The sequence below is a fragment of the Streptomyces sp. NPDC032472 genome, from assembly GCF_040636955.1.
Lineage (GTDB): Bacteria > Actinomycetota > Actinomycetes > Streptomycetales > Streptomycetaceae > Streptomyces.
Genome location: NZ_JBEZVK010000035.1, coordinates 24,308 through 41,611, shown reverse-complemented (window position 1 = coordinate 41,611; position 17,304 = coordinate 24,308). Strand labels below are relative to the sequence as shown.

Below are 17,304 nucleotides of genomic sequence, written 5' to 3'. Positions count from 1 at the left end.
GCGCCTCGGCCGTACGGTCGGGTGCCGCGCGGTCAGGTCACCACGAACTCGCACCACACGCACTTGCCGCTGCCCCGCGATTCCACCCCCCACACGTCGGCCAGCCGGTCCACCAGCATCAGGCCGCGGCCCGAGACCCCCGAGTCGCCGGCCTCCCGGCGGCGCGGAAGCGCGCTGGAGCGGTCCTCCACCTCGACGCGGAGCCGGCGGTCCGGGGCCGTCAGGACGCGCAGGGTCACGATCGCGGGCCCGTCGGTGTGCATCAGGGCGTTGACGATCAGCTCGTCCGCGACGAGCTCGATCTCGTCGGCCCGCTCCCCCGCGCCCCAGGCCCGTACCGCCGCGCCGATCATGTGGCGGGCCGCGACGAGGGCCTCGGGGTCGCCCGGGGCCACGTGCTGCTGGAGGCGGCCGCCGCCCTGGGGGCTCTCCTCGACGTGGCGGCGCAGCAGGAGCAGCGCCATGTCGTCGTCGCCGCCGCGCTCGTCGATCGCCTCGCACAGCCGGTCGGCCAGCCGCTGGAGGTCGGCGGGGCCGGCGCGGACCAGCCCGGTCAGCAGCCGCACCCCGTCGTCGAGGTCGGCTCCAGGGTGTTCGACCAGTCCGTCGGTGCACAGCAGGAGCGTTTCACCGGGGTCCAGCTCCACGGTGGTCACCGGGTACTCCAGCCGGCCGAACTCCGCCGAGAGCCCGAGCGGCATGCCCCCCTCGACGCGGAGCCGGCGGCAGTCCCCGTCCCGGGTGCGCAGCAGCGGGTCGATGTGCCCGGCCCGGACGGCCTGGAGGACGCCCGTCGACAGGTCAGCCTCCACGTAGGTGCAGGTCGCGAAGCGGTCGGTGTCCAGCTCGTGCAGGAACACCGAGGCGCGGGCCATCACCGTGCCCGGCGCGTGCCCCTCGGCCGCGTACGCGCGCAGGACGATGCGCAGCTGGCCCATGACCGCGGCCGCGTGCGTGTCGTGGCCCTGGACGTCGCCTATGACGGCGCCGACCCGGCCGCCCGGCAGGGGGATGACGTCGTACCAGTCGCCGCCGATGTCCTGGCCCATGCGCGCGGAGCGGTAGCGGACCGCGATCTCGCCGCCCTCGACGGAGGGCAGGCGGCGCGGCAGCATCGCCTGCTGGAGGCCCTCGGCCAGGTCGTGCTCCTGTTCCAGCAGCATGGCGCGCTGCAGGCTCTGCGCGATGCTGCTGCCGAGGGCGACGAGGAGGTTGCGCTCCTCCTGGGTGAAGCCGTCCTTGTCCTTGTAGAGCAGGCCGATCGCGCCGATGGGGCGGGCCTGGGCGATCAGCGGCAGGTAGGCGGCCGCCGAGATGTCCATGTACGAGATCTTCGCCCAGAGGTCCGGGTAGTCCTCGGCGAACTCGTCCGCGCTGTCGAGGAAGCGGGGCTGGAGCGAGCGGACGACCTCGCTCATCGGGTAGCCCTCGTCGATCCGGGTGTAGCGGGTGCCGGGGACGAAGCTGCCCTCGGGACCCTCGGCGACGAGGTGGATCCGGCCGGCCTCGACCAGTCCCATCACCATGCCCATCGAGCCGAGCCGCTCCAGGCCGTGGGCGTCGCCGATGACGTCGATGACGTCCCGTACGGTGCGGGCGTGGGCGAGGGCGGCGGTGGTGCTCTCGACGACCGAGGTCTGGCGGCGGCGCTCCTCGTCCAGGCCGAGGCGCTCCGCCGAGTGGCTGAGCTCCTCGGTGGCGTCGCGGACGATGCCGATGATGCGGTAGGGGCGGCCGGTGCCGTCACGCAGGACGCGGCCCTGGGTGTGGGTCCAGCGCAGCTGCCCGTCGCGGCAGCGGATGCGGAAGTACGCGCCGTAGTTGTCCTCGCGGCTCTTCAGGGCGCTGGAGACGAGGGCGTCGAGCCGGGTCGACTCGGCGGCGGGAACCCGCCGGGAGAGGGATTCGGGGCGCCCGTCGTACTCCTCGGGCGGCGTGTCGAACACGTCGAGGGCCGCTGCGTCCATGTGCATGAGACCGGTGTCCAGGTCCCAGTCGAAACTTCCCATGCGGTTCAGCGAGAGCGACCGGTCCGGGTGTGCGGGCCAGTCGTCCGGCAGCGATACGGTGGTCGGCACCGATCCACCATGACACACGGGAGGGTCAGGCGCTCCCCCGGTCGAAGGGGGACTCCCAGGGGTCGGACGGCTCGCCGCCCTGGTCGAACAGCTCACGCGGCTCGCCCGGCTCGAACGCATCGTACGGCTCGCGCGGCTCCGACGCGTCGTACGGCTCCTGCGGCGCGAAAGGCTTGTACGGCTCGCTCGGCTCGTACGGCTCCGCGGGGTCCGCCGGGGCGTCCGGCCAGGCAAGCGGGCCGTCGGGGCTGGGCGGGTCCGGGGGGACGGCCGGGTCGGCCCCCCGGAACTGCTGCGGCGGGTCGGCGGGGGGTACGTCGGGGGCGATCGTCGGCGGGTTGGGCAGGGCTTCCGCGCGCGGGGGCACGGGCTGCGGCGTACGGCGCGGGGCGGGCTTCTCCGGCACCAGCGGCCGGTCCGGCACCGGGCGGCCCGGCGGCGGGGCGGGGGTCGCGGGCGCGGCCGAGCCGGGCACGGAGCCCGGGGGGCCGGGCGGCCGGGCGGGGGCCGGGGCCACGGACGAGGGGGAACCGGTGGGGATGCCGTCGGCCGGGTCGTGCGCGGGCAGCGCCTGGGGGGTGCGGTCCCGGGCGCCGGCGTCGCCGATGGTGCGCTCGATCCAGGTGTTGTCGGCGGTGTTGGCGATGACCAGGCTGCCGACCGGGTGGGGGGTCGGTTCGATGACGATGACCTGGTTGGCCTGGTAGCCGCTCCACTGTTCGCCCTTGAGCACCGGGGAGCCCTTGGGGGCGCGCGGCGCGAGCAGCGGATTGCCGCAGGCGCACCGGACCCGGGGCATGCCGTAGCCGTCGACGAGGACGGCGGAGCCGGCCTGGAGGACGGCCTGGAAGGCATGGGCGCTCCCGTCCCGGAAGCCGTGGCTGGTCACCCGGGTGTCGGCGCGGAGCACGACCGGGGTGAGGCCGCGCAGGAACTCGGGGAGCTTCGCCTGCTCCACGCCGGCGGCCCGGGCGAAGGCGGCGGCCTTGCCGTCCTCGGCGGTCAGGGCGCGCAGCTGCTGTTCGACGTCGCAGCTGCCGAGCCCGCGGGCGCCGCCGTAGAGGCCGGGGGTGGCCGCGCCCACGGTGCGGATGCCGCGGCCGGTGGCATTGGGCAGCGGGGGCTGGACGGGGGCGGACTCGGCGGTGGCGCTGGAGGCGGTGAAGGGGTCGGGGCCCGCGGTGGCCACCGGCTGGAGTTGGACGTCCTGGCTCTCGGGGCCGGCCGCGCCACTGGTCTCCTCGGCACCGCCGCAGGCCGCGGCGAGCAGGCCGAGCAGCGTGAAGAGGGCGGTGCGGGCCGGGGTGTGACGGCGCGGCGCCTGACGAGCTGTCGGTACGGGCACGTGATTCTCCCTGTTCGCCCCGGTTGTTCCCCTCCTGTCTGCCGTATCGGCGCGGGGGCCGCAACCGGAGCGCCGGACGGGGCGGACCGCGATCCGCCGGGGGCGGACGATCGCCCTTGAACATGTTCAAGGAACCCCGTAAGGTCACGATCGCGAGTTGAACGCGTTCAAGGAATTTCGGCCGCGCCCGGCGTCCGGGCGCTGGGAGGGGAGTCCGCCGTGACGGTACTGGTGAACCTGATCGTCACCGTCGGCATGCTCGGCATCGTCCCTGCCGGACTGCGCCTCATCGACCCGGTGGGGCTCCGCACCTGGGCCCGGTTCTGGCCGCTCGCGGCCGTCCCCGGGGCCGTCTGCCTCTGGCTGCCGCGCGGCCCTGCCGCCACGGCCCTCGCCGCCCTCTACGCGGCGGCCGCACTGGCCCTCGCCGCGACGCAGGTCCCGGCCCGGCTGCTGCGGAGCCCGAAGCGCACCCCGGCCGCGCGGAGCCGCGGGCCCGCTCCCGCCGAGATCGCCGTGCTCACCGCGCTGGCCTCGCCCGCGGTCGCCGCGGCCGCGCTGGTCGCCGAGCGCGCGGGGTACCGGCTGTTCGGCTTCGACCTCGACATCCTGGCGCTGACCGTCCCGCACTTCCACTTCGCCGGGTTCACCGCCGCCCTGGTCGCCGGCCTGGTGTGCCGGGCCGCGCCGGGCCCCCGGTCCCGGCAGGCGGCGTACAGCGTGCCCTGCGGGACGCTGCTGGTCCTCCTCGGCTACTTCGTGGACGACTGGGCCGAGCTGGCGGGCGCGGTGGTGCTGACCGCCGGGATGTGGACGGTGGCGCTGGTGACCTGGCGGGAGATCCGGCCCGCCGGCCGCGCCCCCGGCGTCCGGGCGCTGTTCGGGGTGTCGGCGGCCGTGCTGGCGGTCACCATGGCCCTGGCCCTGTGGTGGGCGCTGGGCGAGGCCGCCGGGATCGTGCACCCCACCTTGACCTGGATGGCCGCGACCCACGGTCTCGGCAACGCGCTCGGCTTCGCCCTGTGCGCGGTACTGGCCTGGCGCCGGCTCTCCGCCGGCGCATCCCCGGAGGGAGCCGCCCCATGACCCGACTGCTCAACGCCGACCGGGCGACGTTCAACTACCCGGAGCAGGGTGCGACCGCCCGGCTGCCGCTGCCAGCCGGCTACAACCACCTGCACCACCGCACCCGGATCGGCTCCGGCCGGGCCGCGTTCGAGGCCGCCGGGGCCGCCGTGACCACCCTCGGGGCGCACCGGGCGTCGGGGATGCGGGTCCGCTGCAGCCACGGCGCCGTGCGGCCCGGGAGCCGGGTGGTGGTGGGCATCGGCTTCGGGCCGCTGCGGATCGACGCGCCGTGCCGGGTGGTCTGGACGGCGTACGAGCCCACCCGGACCGGATTCGCCTACGGGACGGTGTCCGGCCATCCGGAGCGCGGGGAGGAGTCCTTCCTGGTGCACCGGGACCCGGACGGCGCGGTGTGGTTCGAGGTGACCGCCTTCAGCCGCCCCGCCCGGTGGTACACGCGGCTGGCGGGGCCGGTCGTGCCCTTCCTCCAGCGGTGCTACGCGGCCCACCTGGGCCGGACCCTGCGCAGGCTGGTCGCGGCCGCCTGAGCCGGGCGCCGCCGTCCGTGCGACCGCGCCGCCCGCGGCCCGCGCCGCCCCGATGGCCGCGGCCGCCCCGGCCGCCGGATACTGGAGGCGATGGACTGGTTCACGGCGCCCGGCTACTGGCTGGCCCGGCTGGTCTTCCAGCGGGCCCTCGCCGGCGTCTACCTCTTCGCCTTCCTCGGGGCCGCGCTGCAGTTCCGGGCCCTGATCGGGGCGCACGGGATGCTGCCCGTGCCGCGGTACGTGCGGTACGTGCCGTTCAAGCACGCCCCGAGCCTGTTCCAAGTGCGCTACTCGGACCGCCTCTTCGCCTCCTGCGCCTGGGCGGGCACGGCCCTGGCCGCCGCGCTCGCAGCGGGCGCGGGGGACCTCGTGCCGCTGGCCGCGGCCATGGCGATGTGGGCGGTGCTGTGGCTGCTGTACCTGTCGATCGTGAACGTGGGGCAGACCTGGTACTCCTTCGGCTGGGAGTCCCTGCTGCTGGAGATCGGCTTCCTCGCGGTCTTCCTCGGCAATGCGCGGGCCGGCCCGCCGGTGCTGGTGCTGTGGCTGCTGCGGTGGGTGGTCTTCCGGGTGGAGTTCGGCGCGGGGCTGATCAAGATGCGCGGGGACTCCTGCTGGCGCAAGCTCACCTGCTTGTACTACCACCACGAGACGCAGCCGATGCCGGGACCGCTGAGCTGGTTCTTCCACCATCTGCCCAGGCCCCTGCACCGGGTGGAGTGCGCGGCCAACCACGTGACGCAACTGGCCGTCCCGGTCCTGCTGTTCACCCCGCAGCCGGTGGCCTCGTACGCGGCCGGGATCATCATCGCCACCCAGCTGTGGCTGGTGCTCTCGGGAAACTTCGCCTGGCTGAACTGGCTGACGATCACGCCGGCGCTGGCGGCCGTCGACTTCACCGGGCTCGCGGGGCCGCCGCCGGCCGCCGCCCACCGCGGCGCGCCCGTGTGGTTCGTGGTGCTGGTGTGCGCGGTGACGGCGCTGGTGCTGTGGCTGAGCCGGCACCCGGTGCGCAACATGGTCTCGCGCCGCCAGGTGATGAACCGCTCCTTCGACGCGCTGCACCTGGTCAACACGTACGGGGCCTTCGGCACGGTCGGCCGGATCCGCGACGAGGTGGTCGTCGAGGGCACCGCGGACCCGGTGCCCCGCGAGGACGGCGCGTGGCGGGAGTACGGGTTCAAGGGCAAACCGGGCGATCCGCGCCGCCTCCCGCGCCAGTTCGCCCCGTACCACCTGCGCCTGGACTGGCTGATGTGGTTCGCGGCGCTCTCCCCCGGCTATGCGCGCGACTGGTTCGGGCCGTTCGTGGAGCGGCTGCTGGCCGGCGACCGGGACACGCTGCGGCTGATCCGCAGCAACCCGTTCCCCGACGCCCCGCCCGTCTACGTCCGGGCGAGGCTGTACCGCTACCGGTTCACCACCTGGCGGGAGCTGCGCGAAACCGGGGCGTGGTGGCACCGGCGGCTGCTGCGCGAGTACCTCCCGCCGACCCGTCTCGCCCGGGCCGCGGACTCCGGGCGAGCAGGGGACTCCGGGCGGGCCGGGGCCCGGTCAGAGGCCGAGTAGCGCGGCCTCCCGCTCGGCGTCGACGCCCTTCATCGGCCGGTCCGGGCGGTGCGGGGCCACGCCGCCGAGGGAGCGCAGCCAGGCCCAGGTGTCGGCCGCGGTCTCCTCGACGGGGCGGCACGTCAGTCCGGCCGCCACCGCCTTGGAGACGTCTGCGGTCATCATGAAGTCGTACAGCTCGCCCGGGGGGAGCCACATCGGCAGCTCGACCCAGGGCTCCAGCCCCGCGGCCTCGATGGCCGCCGGGTCGGTCCAGCGCAGCTCGGCGCCGCCGCCGGTGACGGCCGCGCAGGCTTCGAGGAGGCTGCCCGTGGTGGCGTGGCCGACCGGGGAGACGGCGTTGTAGGGGCCGCCGAGCCCGGCCTCGGCCGCGTCCAGGGTCCAGTGCGCGAGGTCGCGCACGTCGATGTACTGCAGCGGCAGGTCCCGCGGGCCGGGCGCGAGCATGGGGCCGCCGCGGGCGGCCCGGTTCAGCCACCAGGGCAGCCGGCCGACGTTCTCGTACGGGCCCACGATCAGGCCGGCGCGCACCAGCAGGGCCCGGTCGCCGAAGGCGTCCACGGCGGCGATCTCGCCGCCCCGCTTGTCCTCGGCGTACGCGGTGGAGCCGGCGTCGGGCGAGCCCTCGACGAGCGCGGCGTCCTCGGCCGTGCCGGACGGGGCCGGGTAGGCGTACACGGAGCGGCTGGAGATGTAGGTGTAGTGCCCGGCGCGGTCGCTCAGCAGCCGGGCGGCGTCCCGCACGGCGGTGGGGGCGTGGGCCCAGGTGTCGACGACGAGGTCCCAGGCGCCGTCGGCGAGGGCGTCCAGGCCGCCGGGCGCGGTGCGGTCGCCGTGCACGGCACGGACGCCGGGCGGCGGGGCGTGGTGGCCGCGGTGGAAGACGGTGACGTCCCAGCCCCGCGCCAGGGCGTCGTCGGTGAGGGCGCGTCCGACGAACTCGGTACCGCCCAGCATCAGCAGTTTCTTCATGCGGACCAGCCTGCTGGGGCGGTTGGGGCGCGGGAAGCCGTGATCGCCGACAGCGATGACGCTGAGGGCGTACGCGGAGCGGGAACTCCGGGGCGTCGGCCGCGCGGCCCCGGGCGCGCAGGGCGGGCGGACCCGGACAGCGCTGCGCCCCGTCGCCGTGCGGCTCGGGGGCGGTGTGCGCGTACTGCAGGGGCGGCTAGTCGATGCCGGGCAGGATGTGGGACTCCGCCAGGTCTTCCTCGTATCCGGCGAGCCGGATCGGGGCGGACCGTGCCCAGACCTCCAGGTTGCCGAGCTCCTCGGCGTGCGGGCGGCCCCGCCAGCCCGTGCGCTCCAGCAGCAGCTCGTCGGACTTCGTCGTCGTGTCTGTCACCGCGCACTCACTCCTTTGTGTCGCTTGCTCCGGCGGGCGGACCGCGCCGGGCACTTGGGGATGAAGGGTTTCAAGACGCGGTGGCGCCATGGTGGAGCGTGGCCCGGGTGGGGCCTTGCTGTGCCCCTTAGATTACACATTTGAGCGCGCCTCCGCTCGATAGATTGGCAAAATCCACCCCATCGGCGTGAGTTCCCCGAAGGTTCAGGGGCTCGTAGGCCAGTGTTGACCCGACCGTCGGCGCGCTCGGCCCGGACGGGGCAAACGGGTGAACGCCTCCCGAAGGCCCCCTGGAAACACGCGTGCCCCGGCCCCTCCGAGGAGGGACCGGGGCACGCGGGGCGGCTCGGGGCGCGGGGCCTACCAGTTGGCGGGGGCGTAGTCCTTCAGGAAGACGCCGTACAGGTCCTCGCCGGCCTCGCCCCGGACGACCGGGTCGTAGACCCGGGCCGCGCCGTCGACCAGGTCGAGCGGCGCGTGGAAGCCCTCCTCGGCCAGGCGCAGCTTGTCGAAGTGGGGGCGCTCGTCGGTGATCCAGCCGGTGTCGACCGAGGTCATCAGGATGCGGTCGGTCTCGAACATCTCCTGGCCGCTGGTGCGCGTCACCATGTTCATCGCGGCCTTGGCGGCATTGGTGTTCGGGTGCCCCGCGCCCTTGTAGCCGCGGCTGAACACGCCTTCCATCGCCGAGACGTTGACGACGTACGCACGCCCGCTGGCCGCCTTGCGGGCGGCCTCGGCCATGGCCGGCCGGAGCGCGCTGATCAGGATGAACGGCGAGGTGTAGTTGCACAGCTGGGTCTCGAGCAGCTCCACCGGGGAGATCTGGTCGATGGTCTGCACCCAGGTATTGGTCTCGACGACGTCCGGCAGCAGGCCGCCCGCGTCGATGGCGGTGCCGGCGAGGTGCCGTTCGAGGCTGGCGTTGCCCGCGACCAGGGCGAGGTCGGCGACCTTCTGCGCCTCCAGCCCGCTCACGCCGACGGGCAGCGCCGCCAGGCCGTCCACGGCACCGGAGTTGAAGGCGCCGATGACGTGGTGGGCGGGGAGCTCGCCGGCCGGCAGCGGGGCGCTCTCGCCCTCGACCAGCGCGGCGTACGCGGTGGGCAGGCGGCGCACGGTCTGCGTCGCGTTGTTGATCAGGATGTCCAGCGGACCGGCCTCGGCGACCTGCTCGGCGAGCGCCACGGCCTGGGCCGGGTCGCGCAGGTCGATGCCGACGACCTCCAGGCGGTGCATCCACTCCGCCGAGTCCTCCATCGCCTTGAAGCGGCGGATGGCGTCCTTGGGGAAGCGGGTGGTGATCGTGGTGTGGGCGCCGTCGCGCAGCAGCCGCAGCGCGATGTACATGCCGATCTTGGCCCGGCCGCCGGTGAGCAGCGCGCGCTTGCCGGAGAGGTCGGCGCTCGCCTCGCGCTTGGCGCGGTTCACGACGGCGCAGTCCGGGCAGAGCTGGTGGTAGAAGTAGTCGACCTCGACGTACCGCGTCTTGCAGACGTAGCAGGAGCGCGGGCGCTGGAGTATCCCCGCGATCCGGCCGGCCTCCGTGACCGAGGAGGGCAGGATGCCCTCGGTCTCGTCGTCGATGCGCTCGGCGGAGCCGGTCGCGGTCGCCTCGGTGACGGCCTTGTCGTTGGCGGTCTTGGCGGCGCGGCGCTCCTGGCGGCGGCGCTGCTTGACCGTGCGGTAGATGCCGGCGGTGGCGCGGCGTACGGTGACGGCGTCAGGGTGGTCGACCTCCAGCTGGTCGAGCTCTTCCAGCACGCTGAGGCAGACGGCCATGCGCTCGGGGTCGATGCCCGGCCCGTATACCTGGTTCTCTTCGGTCTCGGTCACCGTCATGGCCGCTGCCGTTCCTCGATCACTCGTCCGCGTCCGCCTGCTGCGGAGGTCCCAAAGCGGCAACTGTACGGATCCGACGCGCCCGAAACCAAACCCGTTGCCGCGGATCTCACGCAGTGCGAACGGGCGGTCACGGGGAGGAGGGCGGCGGTGGGTGGGGGGTACTGCGCAAGGACTGCTCCGGGGCGCCCGCGTACTGCCTGTGCAGTACGTCCTGAGCAGGACGGATGACCTCCTTCAGGGGGAGGAAAAGCCCGCCCGGGTCGGGCATTGTGGAATTCATGAGTGCCCTGGTGCTGTCGGTGCTGCTGTGCCTGGTGTCCGCCGTCGCGTACGCGGGCGGCGCCATCTCCCAGGAGCGGGTCGCGCGGACCACTCCGGACCGGCCGTACGCACCGCTGCGCCGGCCCGGCTGGTGGGCCGCGGTCGCGCTGAACGGGCTCGGTGCGGTCCTGCACGTGGTGGCCCTGGCGTACGGGCCGCTGAGCCTGGTGCAGCCGCTGGGCGCCCTCACCATCGTCTTCGCGCTGCCGATGGCGGCCGTGTTCGTACACCGCCGGGCGGGCGCGGCGGCGTGGCGCGGGGCGGTCCTGGCGACGGTGGGGCTGGCCGGGCTGCTGGCCCTGACCGGCGGGAACGGCGACCAGGCGCTCGCAGGCGGGGAGCGGAGCCTGCTGCTGGCGCTGACGGGCGGCGCGGTGGCCGCGCTGTTCCTGGCCGCGCACCGGATGCGGCGGGCGGTGCTGCGCAGTGTGCTGCTGGCCGCGGCGGCGGGGGTGTCGTTCGGGATGGCCTCGGTGTTCACCAAGTCGGTGGCCGAGGACGTCGCAGGGGCGCCCTCGGGCCCGCTCGGCGGTCTGGGCGGTCCGGGCGGTCTCGGCGGTCCGGGCGGGCTCGGGGGCTCGGGCGGCCTGTGGCTCGACCTGGCGGCGATCGCCGTCCTGGCGTCCGGCGGGCTGCTGCTCTCCCAGGCGGGGTACCGGGGCGCGGGGCTGACCGCGCCGCTGGCCACGGTGACCGTGGTGAACCCCGTGGTCGCGGCGGCGGTCGGCATCGCGTTCTTCGGCGAGGGCTTCCGGTTCGGGGCGGCGGGCACGGCGGCGGCCCTGGCGAGCGCTGCCCTGGCCGCGACGGGCCTGATCGCGCTCACCGTGGTGCCGCCGCACGTGCGCGGGTCAGATGCTGACGCCGTGGCCGCGCAGGTACTTCAGCGGGTCGATGTCGGAGCCGTATCCGGGAGCGGTGCGCATCTCGAAGTGCAGGTGCGGCCCGGTGGTGTTGCCGGTGGACCCGGAGCGGCCGATCCGCTGCCCGCCCGAGACCTGCTGCCCGTCCTTGACGGTGAGCGCCGAGAGGTGGGCGTACTGGGAGTAGCGGCCGTCGGCGTGCCGGATGACGACCTGGTAGCCGTACGCCCCGGCCCAGCCGGCGGAGACGACGGTGCCCGGGCCGACGGCCTTGACGGAGGTACCGGTGGCGACCGGGAAGTCGACGCCCGTGTGGTGGCCGCTGGACCACGAGGAGCCGGAGACGTGGTACGCGGTGCCGATCCCGGCGTCGACGGGCGCGACGAAACCGCTGCTCGGGGCGGTCTGCTGCTGCGGGGCTGAGGCCTGCTTCCCGGCGGGCTCGGGGGCCGGCTTGGGCTTTTCCGGCTTCGGCGCGGGCTTGTCCTCGGCCTTGGGGGCGGGCTTCTCGGCGGGCTTGTCCGCCTGCTTCTCCGCGGGCTTCTCGGCCGCGGGCTTCTCGGCCGCGGGCTCCACGGGCTTGACCGGCTCCGCCGTGCGCGGCGGCTTCTCCGGGTTCTGCCCGGGTGCGGGCGGCGCGGCGGTGATGCGCAGGGTGAGCCGCTGCCCGGGGAAGATCAGGTTCGGGTTGCTGCCGACCGTGGCCCGGTTGGTCTCGTACAGGGCCTGCCAGCCGCCCTCGACGTGCCGGCTCACGGCGATCGAGGAGAGGGAGTCGCCGGGCGCGACGACGTACGGGTTCGGCAGGACCGTGGTGTCCGTCGCGCGGGGCGCGGCCGGCGGGGGCGTGGTGTCCTTGGCCGCCGGGGCCTGCGCCGTGACGACCTGGGTTCCGGACGTGAGGACGGGCGCGGCGCCGCCGCGGCTGAGCCCGGCCTGCTTCCCGCACGACGGCCAGGCCTGCGGGCCCTGCCCCTTGAGCACCTTCTCCGCGACCGCTATCTGCTGTTCCCTGGTGGCCAGGTCGGCGCGCGGGGCGTAGACGGTGCCGCCGAAGGCGCGCCAGGTGCTCTGGCTGAACTGGAGCCCGCCGTAATAGCCGTTGCCGGTGTTGATGCTCCAGTTGTTGCCGGACTCGCAGTCGGCGACCTCGTTCCAGGTGTCCGCCGATGCGGCGTGCGCGGCTCCGGCCCCGGCTCCCACGAGGGGGAGCGCGATGCCGGCGCCGCCTGCGGTGACGGCGAGCGAGGCGCGGTTGATGCTGCTCGGCTGGTACCGGCGGTGCCGGCCCCGTACACCCATGGGACTCCCCCGTCGAAGACATCAGGAACACATCAGGAACCGCACAACCTAACGCCGCGACCAGGACGTGACAAGGGGCGCAACCCGGCGCACCCAGGGGTCAGTTGACATTGTTTCGGCGGTCGGGGGATCTTCCTCCGCCGGTGCCGATGTAGCGTCGGGGGCACCCGCACATCGAAGCACTCAGGAGCGCACGCATGAGCAGCACGGCCCAGATCGGCGTCACCGGGCTCGCGGTGATGGGCAGCAACCTGGCCCGGAACTTCGCCCGCAACGGCTTCACGGTCGCCGTCCACAACCGCACCGCCGCCAAGACCCGCGCCTTGGTGGAGGAGTTCGGGCACGAGGGGGAGTTCGTCGCCGCCGAGTCCGCGAAGGAGTTCGTGGACGCGCTGGAGCGGCCGCGCCGCCTGATCGTGATGGTGAAGGCCGGGGAGCCGACCGATGCGGTGATCCGGGAGTTCGCGCCGCTGCTGGAGCCGGGCGACGTCATCATCGACGGCGGCAACGCGCACTTCGAGGACACCCGGCGGCGCGAGCGCGAACTGCGGGAGCAGGGCATCCACTTCGTGGGCGTCGGCATCTCGGGCGGCGAGGAGGGTGCGCTGCTCGGCCCGAGCATCATGCCGGGCGGCTCGGTGGAGTCGTACGCCTCCCTGGGCCCGCTGCTGGAGAGGATCGCGGCGAAGGCCGCCGACGGCACGCCGTGCACCTCGCACGTGGGCCCCGACGGCGCGGGGCACTTCGTGAAGATGGTGCACAACGGCATCGAGTACGCCGACATGCAGCTCATCGCCGAGGCGTACCACCTGCTGCGCGAGGTCGCCGGCTACTCCCCCGCGAGGATCGCGGAGACCTTCCGGGCGTGGAACCGGGGCCGGCTCGACTCGTACCTGATCGAGATCACGGCGGAGGTGCTCGCGCACACCGATGCCGAGACCGGGCGCCCGTACGTCGACGTCGTGGCCGACGCGGCGGAGCAGAAGGGGACCGGCCGCTGGACCGTGCAGATCGCGCTGGACCTGGGCGTTCCGGTGTCGGGGATCGCGGAGGCGGTCTTCGCCCGCGCGGTCTCGGGCCACGCCGGGCTGCGCACGGCCGCGCGGGGGCTCGCGGGGCCGTCCGCCGCGCCGCTGCCGGCGGAGGCCGCGGATGCGTTCGCGGCGCAGGTGGAGCAGGCACTGTACGCCTCGAAGATCGTCTCGTACACGCAGGGCTTCCACCAGATCCAGGCGGGCAGCCAGGAGTACGGCTGGGAGGTGGACCTCGGCGCGGTGGCCTCGCTGTGGCGGGGCGGCTGCATCATCCGGGCCGCGTTCCTGGACCGGATCCGGGCGGCGTACGACGCGCAGCCGGGGCTGCCGAGCCTGCTGGCCGACGGCGGCTTCGCCGCGGAGATCGGCGCGGCCCAGGACGACTGGCGGTCCGTGGTGACCGCGGCGGTGGGCCACGGCATCCCGGTGCCGGCGTTCGCGGCGTCGCTGGCGTACTACGACGCGCTGCGCGCGGAACGGCTGCCGGCGGCCCTGACCCAGGGCCAGCGGGACTTCTTCGGGGCCCACACCTACCGCCGCACGGACCGCGAGGGCTCGTTCCACACCCTCTGGAGCGGCAACCGCTCCGAAATCCGCACGTCCTGAACCCCGGGGGGCTTCGGGCCCGCGGAACCGCGGCCGGCCCGGGGCCGCGCAACCCGACGCCGGCGCCGCCCAGGGAACCGCCTGAGACTCGGCCCGGGCGGGCGGTGCTCCGGAACCGGCGCCGGACCAGGCACGGCCCGAACCCCATCCGACGGCGGGGTGCGGGGGGGCGGTGCTGGCCCGGGCCACTCCGGCAGCGGGCCGGCGAACCGCCGCCGCGAGCGCAACGGCCTGCAGCTCGCCGGATGGCAGGCTGCTCAGCCGGCCCTGCCGCGGCTACGGGACCGGCGCCGACCCGGGGGCGGCGCGGCCTGCCGAACCGACTGCGGCCCGGGGAACGGAACGGCCTGGTACGCGCCCGGTGGCGGGGCTGCGGGACCCGCGCCGGACGGGGGACGGCCCGAGGCTCAGCTGGGCGGCGGAGGCTGGGGTACCGGCGCCGGCCCGGGCGGAGGCGGAATCGGATCGGGCTCCGGGAACGGCTCGGGCACGGGCGGCGGAGGCTTCGGAATGGGCTGCGGATCCGGGAAGGGGCTGGGCCCGGGCACGGGCGGCGGCTCCGGCACCGGGGGCTGCGTCTCCTCCGCGTACACGTTTGACACCATGTGTCTCACCTTCCCCGGATCCGCAGCCCCACGCCTGTCGAACCGACGGTCTGGCCGGAGCCGCTGCCGGGCGACCCGGGACGCCGCCCCAGCCCCGCGCCGAAGGGACGCAGCGGACGCGCACGCCAGCCGCCACCGTCGCCCCGACCCCGCTGGGCAATGCCCCGGCAACCCCAAGCCCCCTCCCCCTTACGAAGCCGAGGGTCGCCCCCTTCAGCCTCGCCGCCGTACGAGGCACGGGTCCGGGCAGAGCCCGGTTCCCCGGCTCAGCCAGGTTTCCTGGAGCTCCGGCCCCGACCCCGCTCCTCAAACGCCGGCGAGGCTGGGATGGGCGGCCCCTGGCTGCGCCGGCCGACGGCCCGGGTGCACTGGGGCGCCGCCCCAGACCCCGCCTTCACCACCAACGAGGCTGGAAAGGCCACCCCCCGCCCCGAAAGCCCCGGCGAAGCCGCACATGCAGCAGCAACACCTCCCCACCGCGTCGGACAAGGATCCGGCAACCCCCAGCCCCTTCCCGTTCTCGAAGCGGGGCCGGAAAACCAGCCACGTTCCGCATTCGAAGCAGGACCCGGCAAAATCAGCCCCGCCGGCGACTGGCACGAAGCCTGGGGGCGGCGTCCCCGAACTCAACCAGCTCCCGCAAACACCTGGCACCAAGGGCCGGCACATCCAGCCCCGGCTGCGATTGAGCACGGCGCCCGGGGCAGCGCCCCACAAGCCCGGCTGGCACCGCCGCCTGGGGCCGGGGGCCCTGCCATTCCAGCCCCGCCGGCGATCGAGGCGCGGGATCTGGGCCAGCGCCCCAAAGCCCGGCTGGCTCCACCACCGCCTGGAGCCGCAGGCCCGGCAACTCCAGCCCCGCCGGAGATCGAGGCGCGGGGCCTGGGTCAGCGCCCCAGAAGCCAGCCGGCCTCCGGCGACTCCTGGGACCCGGGCCGGCGCGGGCAGGCCCGCCGGTGGTTGAGGCATCGGGACGGCCGGGGCTATCCGAGGGCGGCGGTCAGGCCCAGGGGCGGGCTGGACAGGATCGGGACGCGGGTGGTGGTCAGGGCGGCGGCCCCGGCCATGGAGGCCTGGGCCAGCACGATGACGTCCGCGTCCGCCGCCGAAACGGCATCGGCGGCCGCGGCAACCAGCGCCAGGTAGCCGGGGCCGTCACCGGCCTCGAAGCGGTCCCAGGCTCCGGCGACCACCCGCGCGGTGACCCCCACCGCCCGGCCACCGGCCTCCTCGGCCAGCAGCGCCACGGTCGGGGCCAGCGTCGACTCCAGCGCCGCCAGGACCACGATCCGCGAGCCCATCCCCACCGCGGCGGCCGCCATCGGCCGGTCGACCCGCATCACGGGCACGCCCAGCTCGCCCGCCAGGGACTCCGCGACCGCCCCGAGGGTCGAGCAGGTCACCAGGACCGGCCCGCCCGAGCCGGCCAGCAGGGCCCGCAGGGCCGGAGCCACCGCCTCCGGGCCCGCCGCGCGGGCCCGGTCCAGCAGCTCCGGCGCCACGAGGTGCCGCAGTACGGCCCCGGGGTGGTCCCGGTCCCGCAGCGCGTCGAAGACCGGCACGTGCACGGGCGAGGTGTGCAGCAGCGTCAGGCCCGTCACCAGAGGTCGGGGCTGGCGTCGAGCTGCGCCCGCGCCGCTGCCACGACCTCGGCCGGAGCTTCGGGCGCCCGGTCCGGATGCCGGGCCGCCCAGCTCGCCGCGTACGGGCAGAGCGGAACGACGGGCACCCCTTCGGCCGCGGCGATCCCGTAGAAGGCCTGCACGAGGTTCCCGGCGATCCCCCGCCCCTCGTGCCCGGGCTCGACGATGGTGTGCACGGCCACCAGCGCCCCGGGCGCCTCGGCGAGCACGAAGTACGCGATGAGGCCGACCACCTGGCCGCCCTCGACGGCGAGCAGCCTCCCGGCCTCCCGCTCGTCCTTGAACTCGATCGTGCCGCTCTGCGTCATGGTCCCCGACTCTCCCCTCAGCCGGCAGCCACCGCGTGGGGGCTGCGCTCCTGGTCCGTGCCCGGCACCGGGGCGGACGGGTCCGCGCCCAGCTCGATGATGCGGTTCTGCGCGTCCACGTGCACGACGCGCGGCACGAGCGCCCTGGCCTCGGCGTCCTCGACCTGCGCGTAGCTGATGAGGATGACCAGGTCGCCCGGGTGCACGAGGTGCGCGGCGGCCCCGTTGATCCCGATGACCCCGGAACCGCGCTCGCCCTCGATGACGTACGTTTCCAGCCGCGCCCCATTGGTGATGTCCACGATGTGGACGAGCTCCCCGGGCAGCAGATCCGCGGCGTCGAGCAGATCGGCATCGATGGTCACGGACCCGACGTAGTGCAGGTCGGCCTGCGTGACGGTGGCCCGGTGGATCTTCGACTTGAACATGGTGCGAAGCATGAAATAACTCCCGAAATGTCTGCTCCCTGCCTGCTCACTGCAGGTCAAGTGCGGTCTCGGCACCTTACAACGATTCGCATCTTCGGTCAGCTTTCTCCAGGTCTTTCAGGACTCACGCTGACCCATTGCCGGCTGTTCCGACGGATCATCAGGTAACTGCGAAACCCCTCCACGCCTCGACGGAACCCTCAGCGATCCGGAACGCGGCCGCGTACAAGTCGCGACCCAGAGCGACGACCAGGTTGGTCGCAGCTGACCTGGGGGCGGCCCGGCCGCGGAACTGGGTACGCGCGGCTGGGTCGAGCTGCCCCCAGGGCCGCCGCCCGGAAGCGCCGTCCGAGCCGCCTACGCCGCTGGAGACGGAGAACGCAGCATTGCGCAAGA

13 protein-coding genes and 1 pseudogene are annotated in these 17,304 nt (G+C 74.6%); 5 read left to right on the top strand and 9 right to left on the bottom strand.

What is annotated here, in order from left to right:
- Positions 1 to 32 precede the first annotated feature (32 nt).
- Together AB0F11_RS23405 and AB0F11_RS23400 are read right to left on the bottom strand one after the other, a co-directional pair.
- Complete coding sequence (locus AB0F11_RS23405) at positions 33 to 2,096, bottom strand: SpoIIE family protein phosphatase (RefSeq protein ID WP_362176973.1); 2,064 nt, start codon at positions 2,094 to 2,096, stop codon at positions 33 to 35.
- Positions 2,097 to 2,103: 7 nt separating this feature from the next.
- Positions 2,104 to 3,423, bottom strand: a complete 1,320-nt coding sequence (locus AB0F11_RS23400) for a DUF6777 domain-containing protein (protein ID WP_362176971.1) — start codon at positions 3,421 to 3,423, stop codon at positions 2,104 to 2,106.
- A gap of 219 nt (positions 3,424 to 3,642) precedes the next feature.
- On the opposite strand from AB0F11_RS23400, the gene AB0F11_RS23395 reads away from it, so the two are divergent.
- The 3 genes from AB0F11_RS23395 (at position 3,643) to AB0F11_RS23385 (ending at position 6,608) form a co-directional block, all read left to right on the top strand.
- Positions 3,643 to 4,509: a YndJ family protein gene (locus AB0F11_RS23395; RefSeq protein ID WP_362176968.1), complete on the top strand. Its 867-nt coding sequence runs from the start codon at positions 3,643 to 3,645 to the stop codon at positions 4,507 to 4,509.
- Positions 4,506 to 5,039 carry a DUF1990 domain-containing protein gene (locus AB0F11_RS23390; RefSeq protein ID WP_362176965.1) on the top strand — a complete coding sequence of 178 codons (534 nt, stop codon included), beginning with the start codon at positions 4,506 to 4,508 and terminating at the stop codon, positions 5,037 to 5,039. The genes AB0F11_RS23395 and AB0F11_RS23390 overlap by 4 nt, the downstream gene beginning before the upstream one ends.
- Before the next feature lie 90 nt (positions 5,040 to 5,129).
- Positions 5,130 to 6,608, top strand: coding sequence for a lipase maturation factor family protein (locus AB0F11_RS23385; protein ID WP_362176962.1), 1,479 nt, complete (start codon positions 5,130 to 5,132; stop codon positions 6,606 to 6,608).
- Here the strand turns inward: AB0F11_RS23385 and AB0F11_RS23380 are convergent.
- The 3 genes from AB0F11_RS23380 to AB0F11_RS23370 all read right to left on the bottom strand — a co-directional run bounded on the left by AB0F11_RS23380 (position 6,594) and on the right by AB0F11_RS23370 (position 9,795).
- Entirely contained in the window at positions 6,594 to 7,580 is a 987-nt protein-coding gene (locus AB0F11_RS23380) for an NAD-dependent epimerase/dehydratase family protein (RefSeq protein WP_362176959.1), read from the bottom strand. The two genes, AB0F11_RS23385 and AB0F11_RS23380, sit on opposite strands and share 15 nt — an antisense overlap.
- Before the next feature lie 196 nt (positions 7,581 to 7,776).
- Positions 7,777 to 7,953 (bottom strand): hypothetical protein, encoded by a 177-nt coding sequence (locus tag AB0F11_RS23375; protein ID WP_361914540.1) that lies wholly within the window; start codon positions 7,951 to 7,953, stop codon positions 7,777 to 7,779.
- Between the two features lie 360 nt (positions 7,954 to 8,313).
- Positions 8,314 to 9,795 (bottom strand): SDR family NAD(P)-dependent oxidoreductase, encoded by a 1,482-nt coding sequence (locus AB0F11_RS23370; protein ID WP_362176956.1) that lies wholly within the window; start codon positions 9,793 to 9,795, stop codon positions 8,314 to 8,316.
- Between the two features lie 281 nt (positions 9,796 to 10,076).
- Between AB0F11_RS23370 and AB0F11_RS23365 the strand changes: the two are divergent.
- Positions 10,077 to 10,946 (top strand): annotated as a pseudogene (locus tag AB0F11_RS23365) (DMT family transporter); the annotation flags it as partial.
- A gap of 24 nt (positions 10,947 to 10,970) precedes the next feature.
- On the opposite strand, the gene AB0F11_RS23360 reads toward AB0F11_RS23365, so the two are convergent.
- Complete coding sequence (locus tag AB0F11_RS23360; RefSeq protein WP_362176954.1) at positions 10,971 to 12,284, bottom strand: transglycosylase family protein; 1,314 nt, start codon at positions 12,282 to 12,284, stop codon at positions 10,971 to 10,973.
- 197 nt (positions 12,285 to 12,481) lie between these two features.
- Here AB0F11_RS23360 and gndA point away from each other — a divergent pair, with 197 nt between their 5' ends.
- Positions 12,482 to 13,924 (top strand): NADP-dependent phosphogluconate dehydrogenase, encoded by a 1,443-nt coding sequence (gndA, locus tag AB0F11_RS23355; RefSeq protein ID WP_362176951.1) that lies wholly within the window; start codon positions 12,482 to 12,484, stop codon positions 13,922 to 13,924.
- Between the two features lie 1,588 nt (positions 13,925 to 15,512).
- On the opposite strand, the gene AB0F11_RS23350 is transcribed toward gndA, so the two are convergent.
- From AB0F11_RS23350 to panD, 3 genes are read right to left on the bottom strand one after another with little or no spacing between them, the layout of a single operon-like run.
- Positions 15,513 to 16,133 (bottom strand): aspartate/glutamate racemase family protein, encoded by a 621-nt coding sequence (locus AB0F11_RS23350; RefSeq protein WP_362177053.1) that lies wholly within the window; start codon positions 16,131 to 16,133, stop codon positions 15,513 to 15,515.
- Positions 16,127 to 16,480 carry a GNAT family N-acetyltransferase gene (locus AB0F11_RS23345; RefSeq protein WP_362176948.1) on the bottom strand — a complete coding sequence of 118 codons (354 nt, stop codon included), beginning with the start codon at positions 16,478 to 16,480 and terminating at the stop codon, positions 16,127 to 16,129. The genes AB0F11_RS23350 and AB0F11_RS23345 overlap by 7 nt, the downstream gene beginning before the upstream one ends.
- Positions 16,481 to 16,497: 17 nt before the next feature.
- Complete coding sequence (gene panD, locus AB0F11_RS23340; RefSeq protein WP_361914498.1) at positions 16,498 to 16,920, bottom strand: aspartate 1-decarboxylase; 423 nt, start codon at positions 16,918 to 16,920, stop codon at positions 16,498 to 16,500.
- Positions 16,921 to 17,304: the final 384 nt, after the last annotated feature.

What these genes read in the sequence shown, in the direction of transcription:
- AB0F11_RS23385 (WP_362176962.1), top strand. Translation starts at nt 5,130, where the DNA reads ATGGACTGGTTCACGGCGCCCGGCTACTGGCTGGCCCGGCTGGTCTTC.
- AB0F11_RS23345 (WP_362176948.1), bottom strand. Translation starts at nt 16,480, where the DNA reads ATGACGCAGAGCGGCACGATCGAGTTCAAGGACGAGCGGGAGGCCGGG.
- AB0F11_RS23380 (WP_362176959.1), bottom strand. Translation starts at nt 7,580, where the DNA reads ATGAAGAAACTGCTGATGCTGGGCGGTACCGAGTTCGTCGGACGCGCC.
- gndA (WP_362176951.1), top strand. Translation starts at nt 12,482, where the DNA reads ATGAGCAGCACGGCCCAGATCGGCGTCACCGGGCTCGCGGTGATGGGC.
- AB0F11_RS23390 (WP_362176965.1), top strand. Translation starts at nt 4,506, where the DNA reads ATGACCCGACTGCTCAACGCCGACCGGGCGACGTTCAACTACCCGGAG.
- panD (WP_361914498.1), bottom strand. Translation starts at nt 16,920, where the DNA reads ATGCTTCGCACCATGTTCAAGTCGAAGATCCACCGGGCCACCGTCACG.
- AB0F11_RS23370 (WP_362176956.1), bottom strand. Translation starts at nt 9,795, where the DNA reads ATGACGGTGACCGAGACCGAAGAGAACCAGGTATACGGGCCGGGCATC.
- AB0F11_RS23360 (WP_362176954.1), bottom strand. Translation starts at nt 12,284, where the DNA reads ATGGGTGTACGGGGCCGGCACCGCCGGTACCAGCCGAGCAGCATCAAC.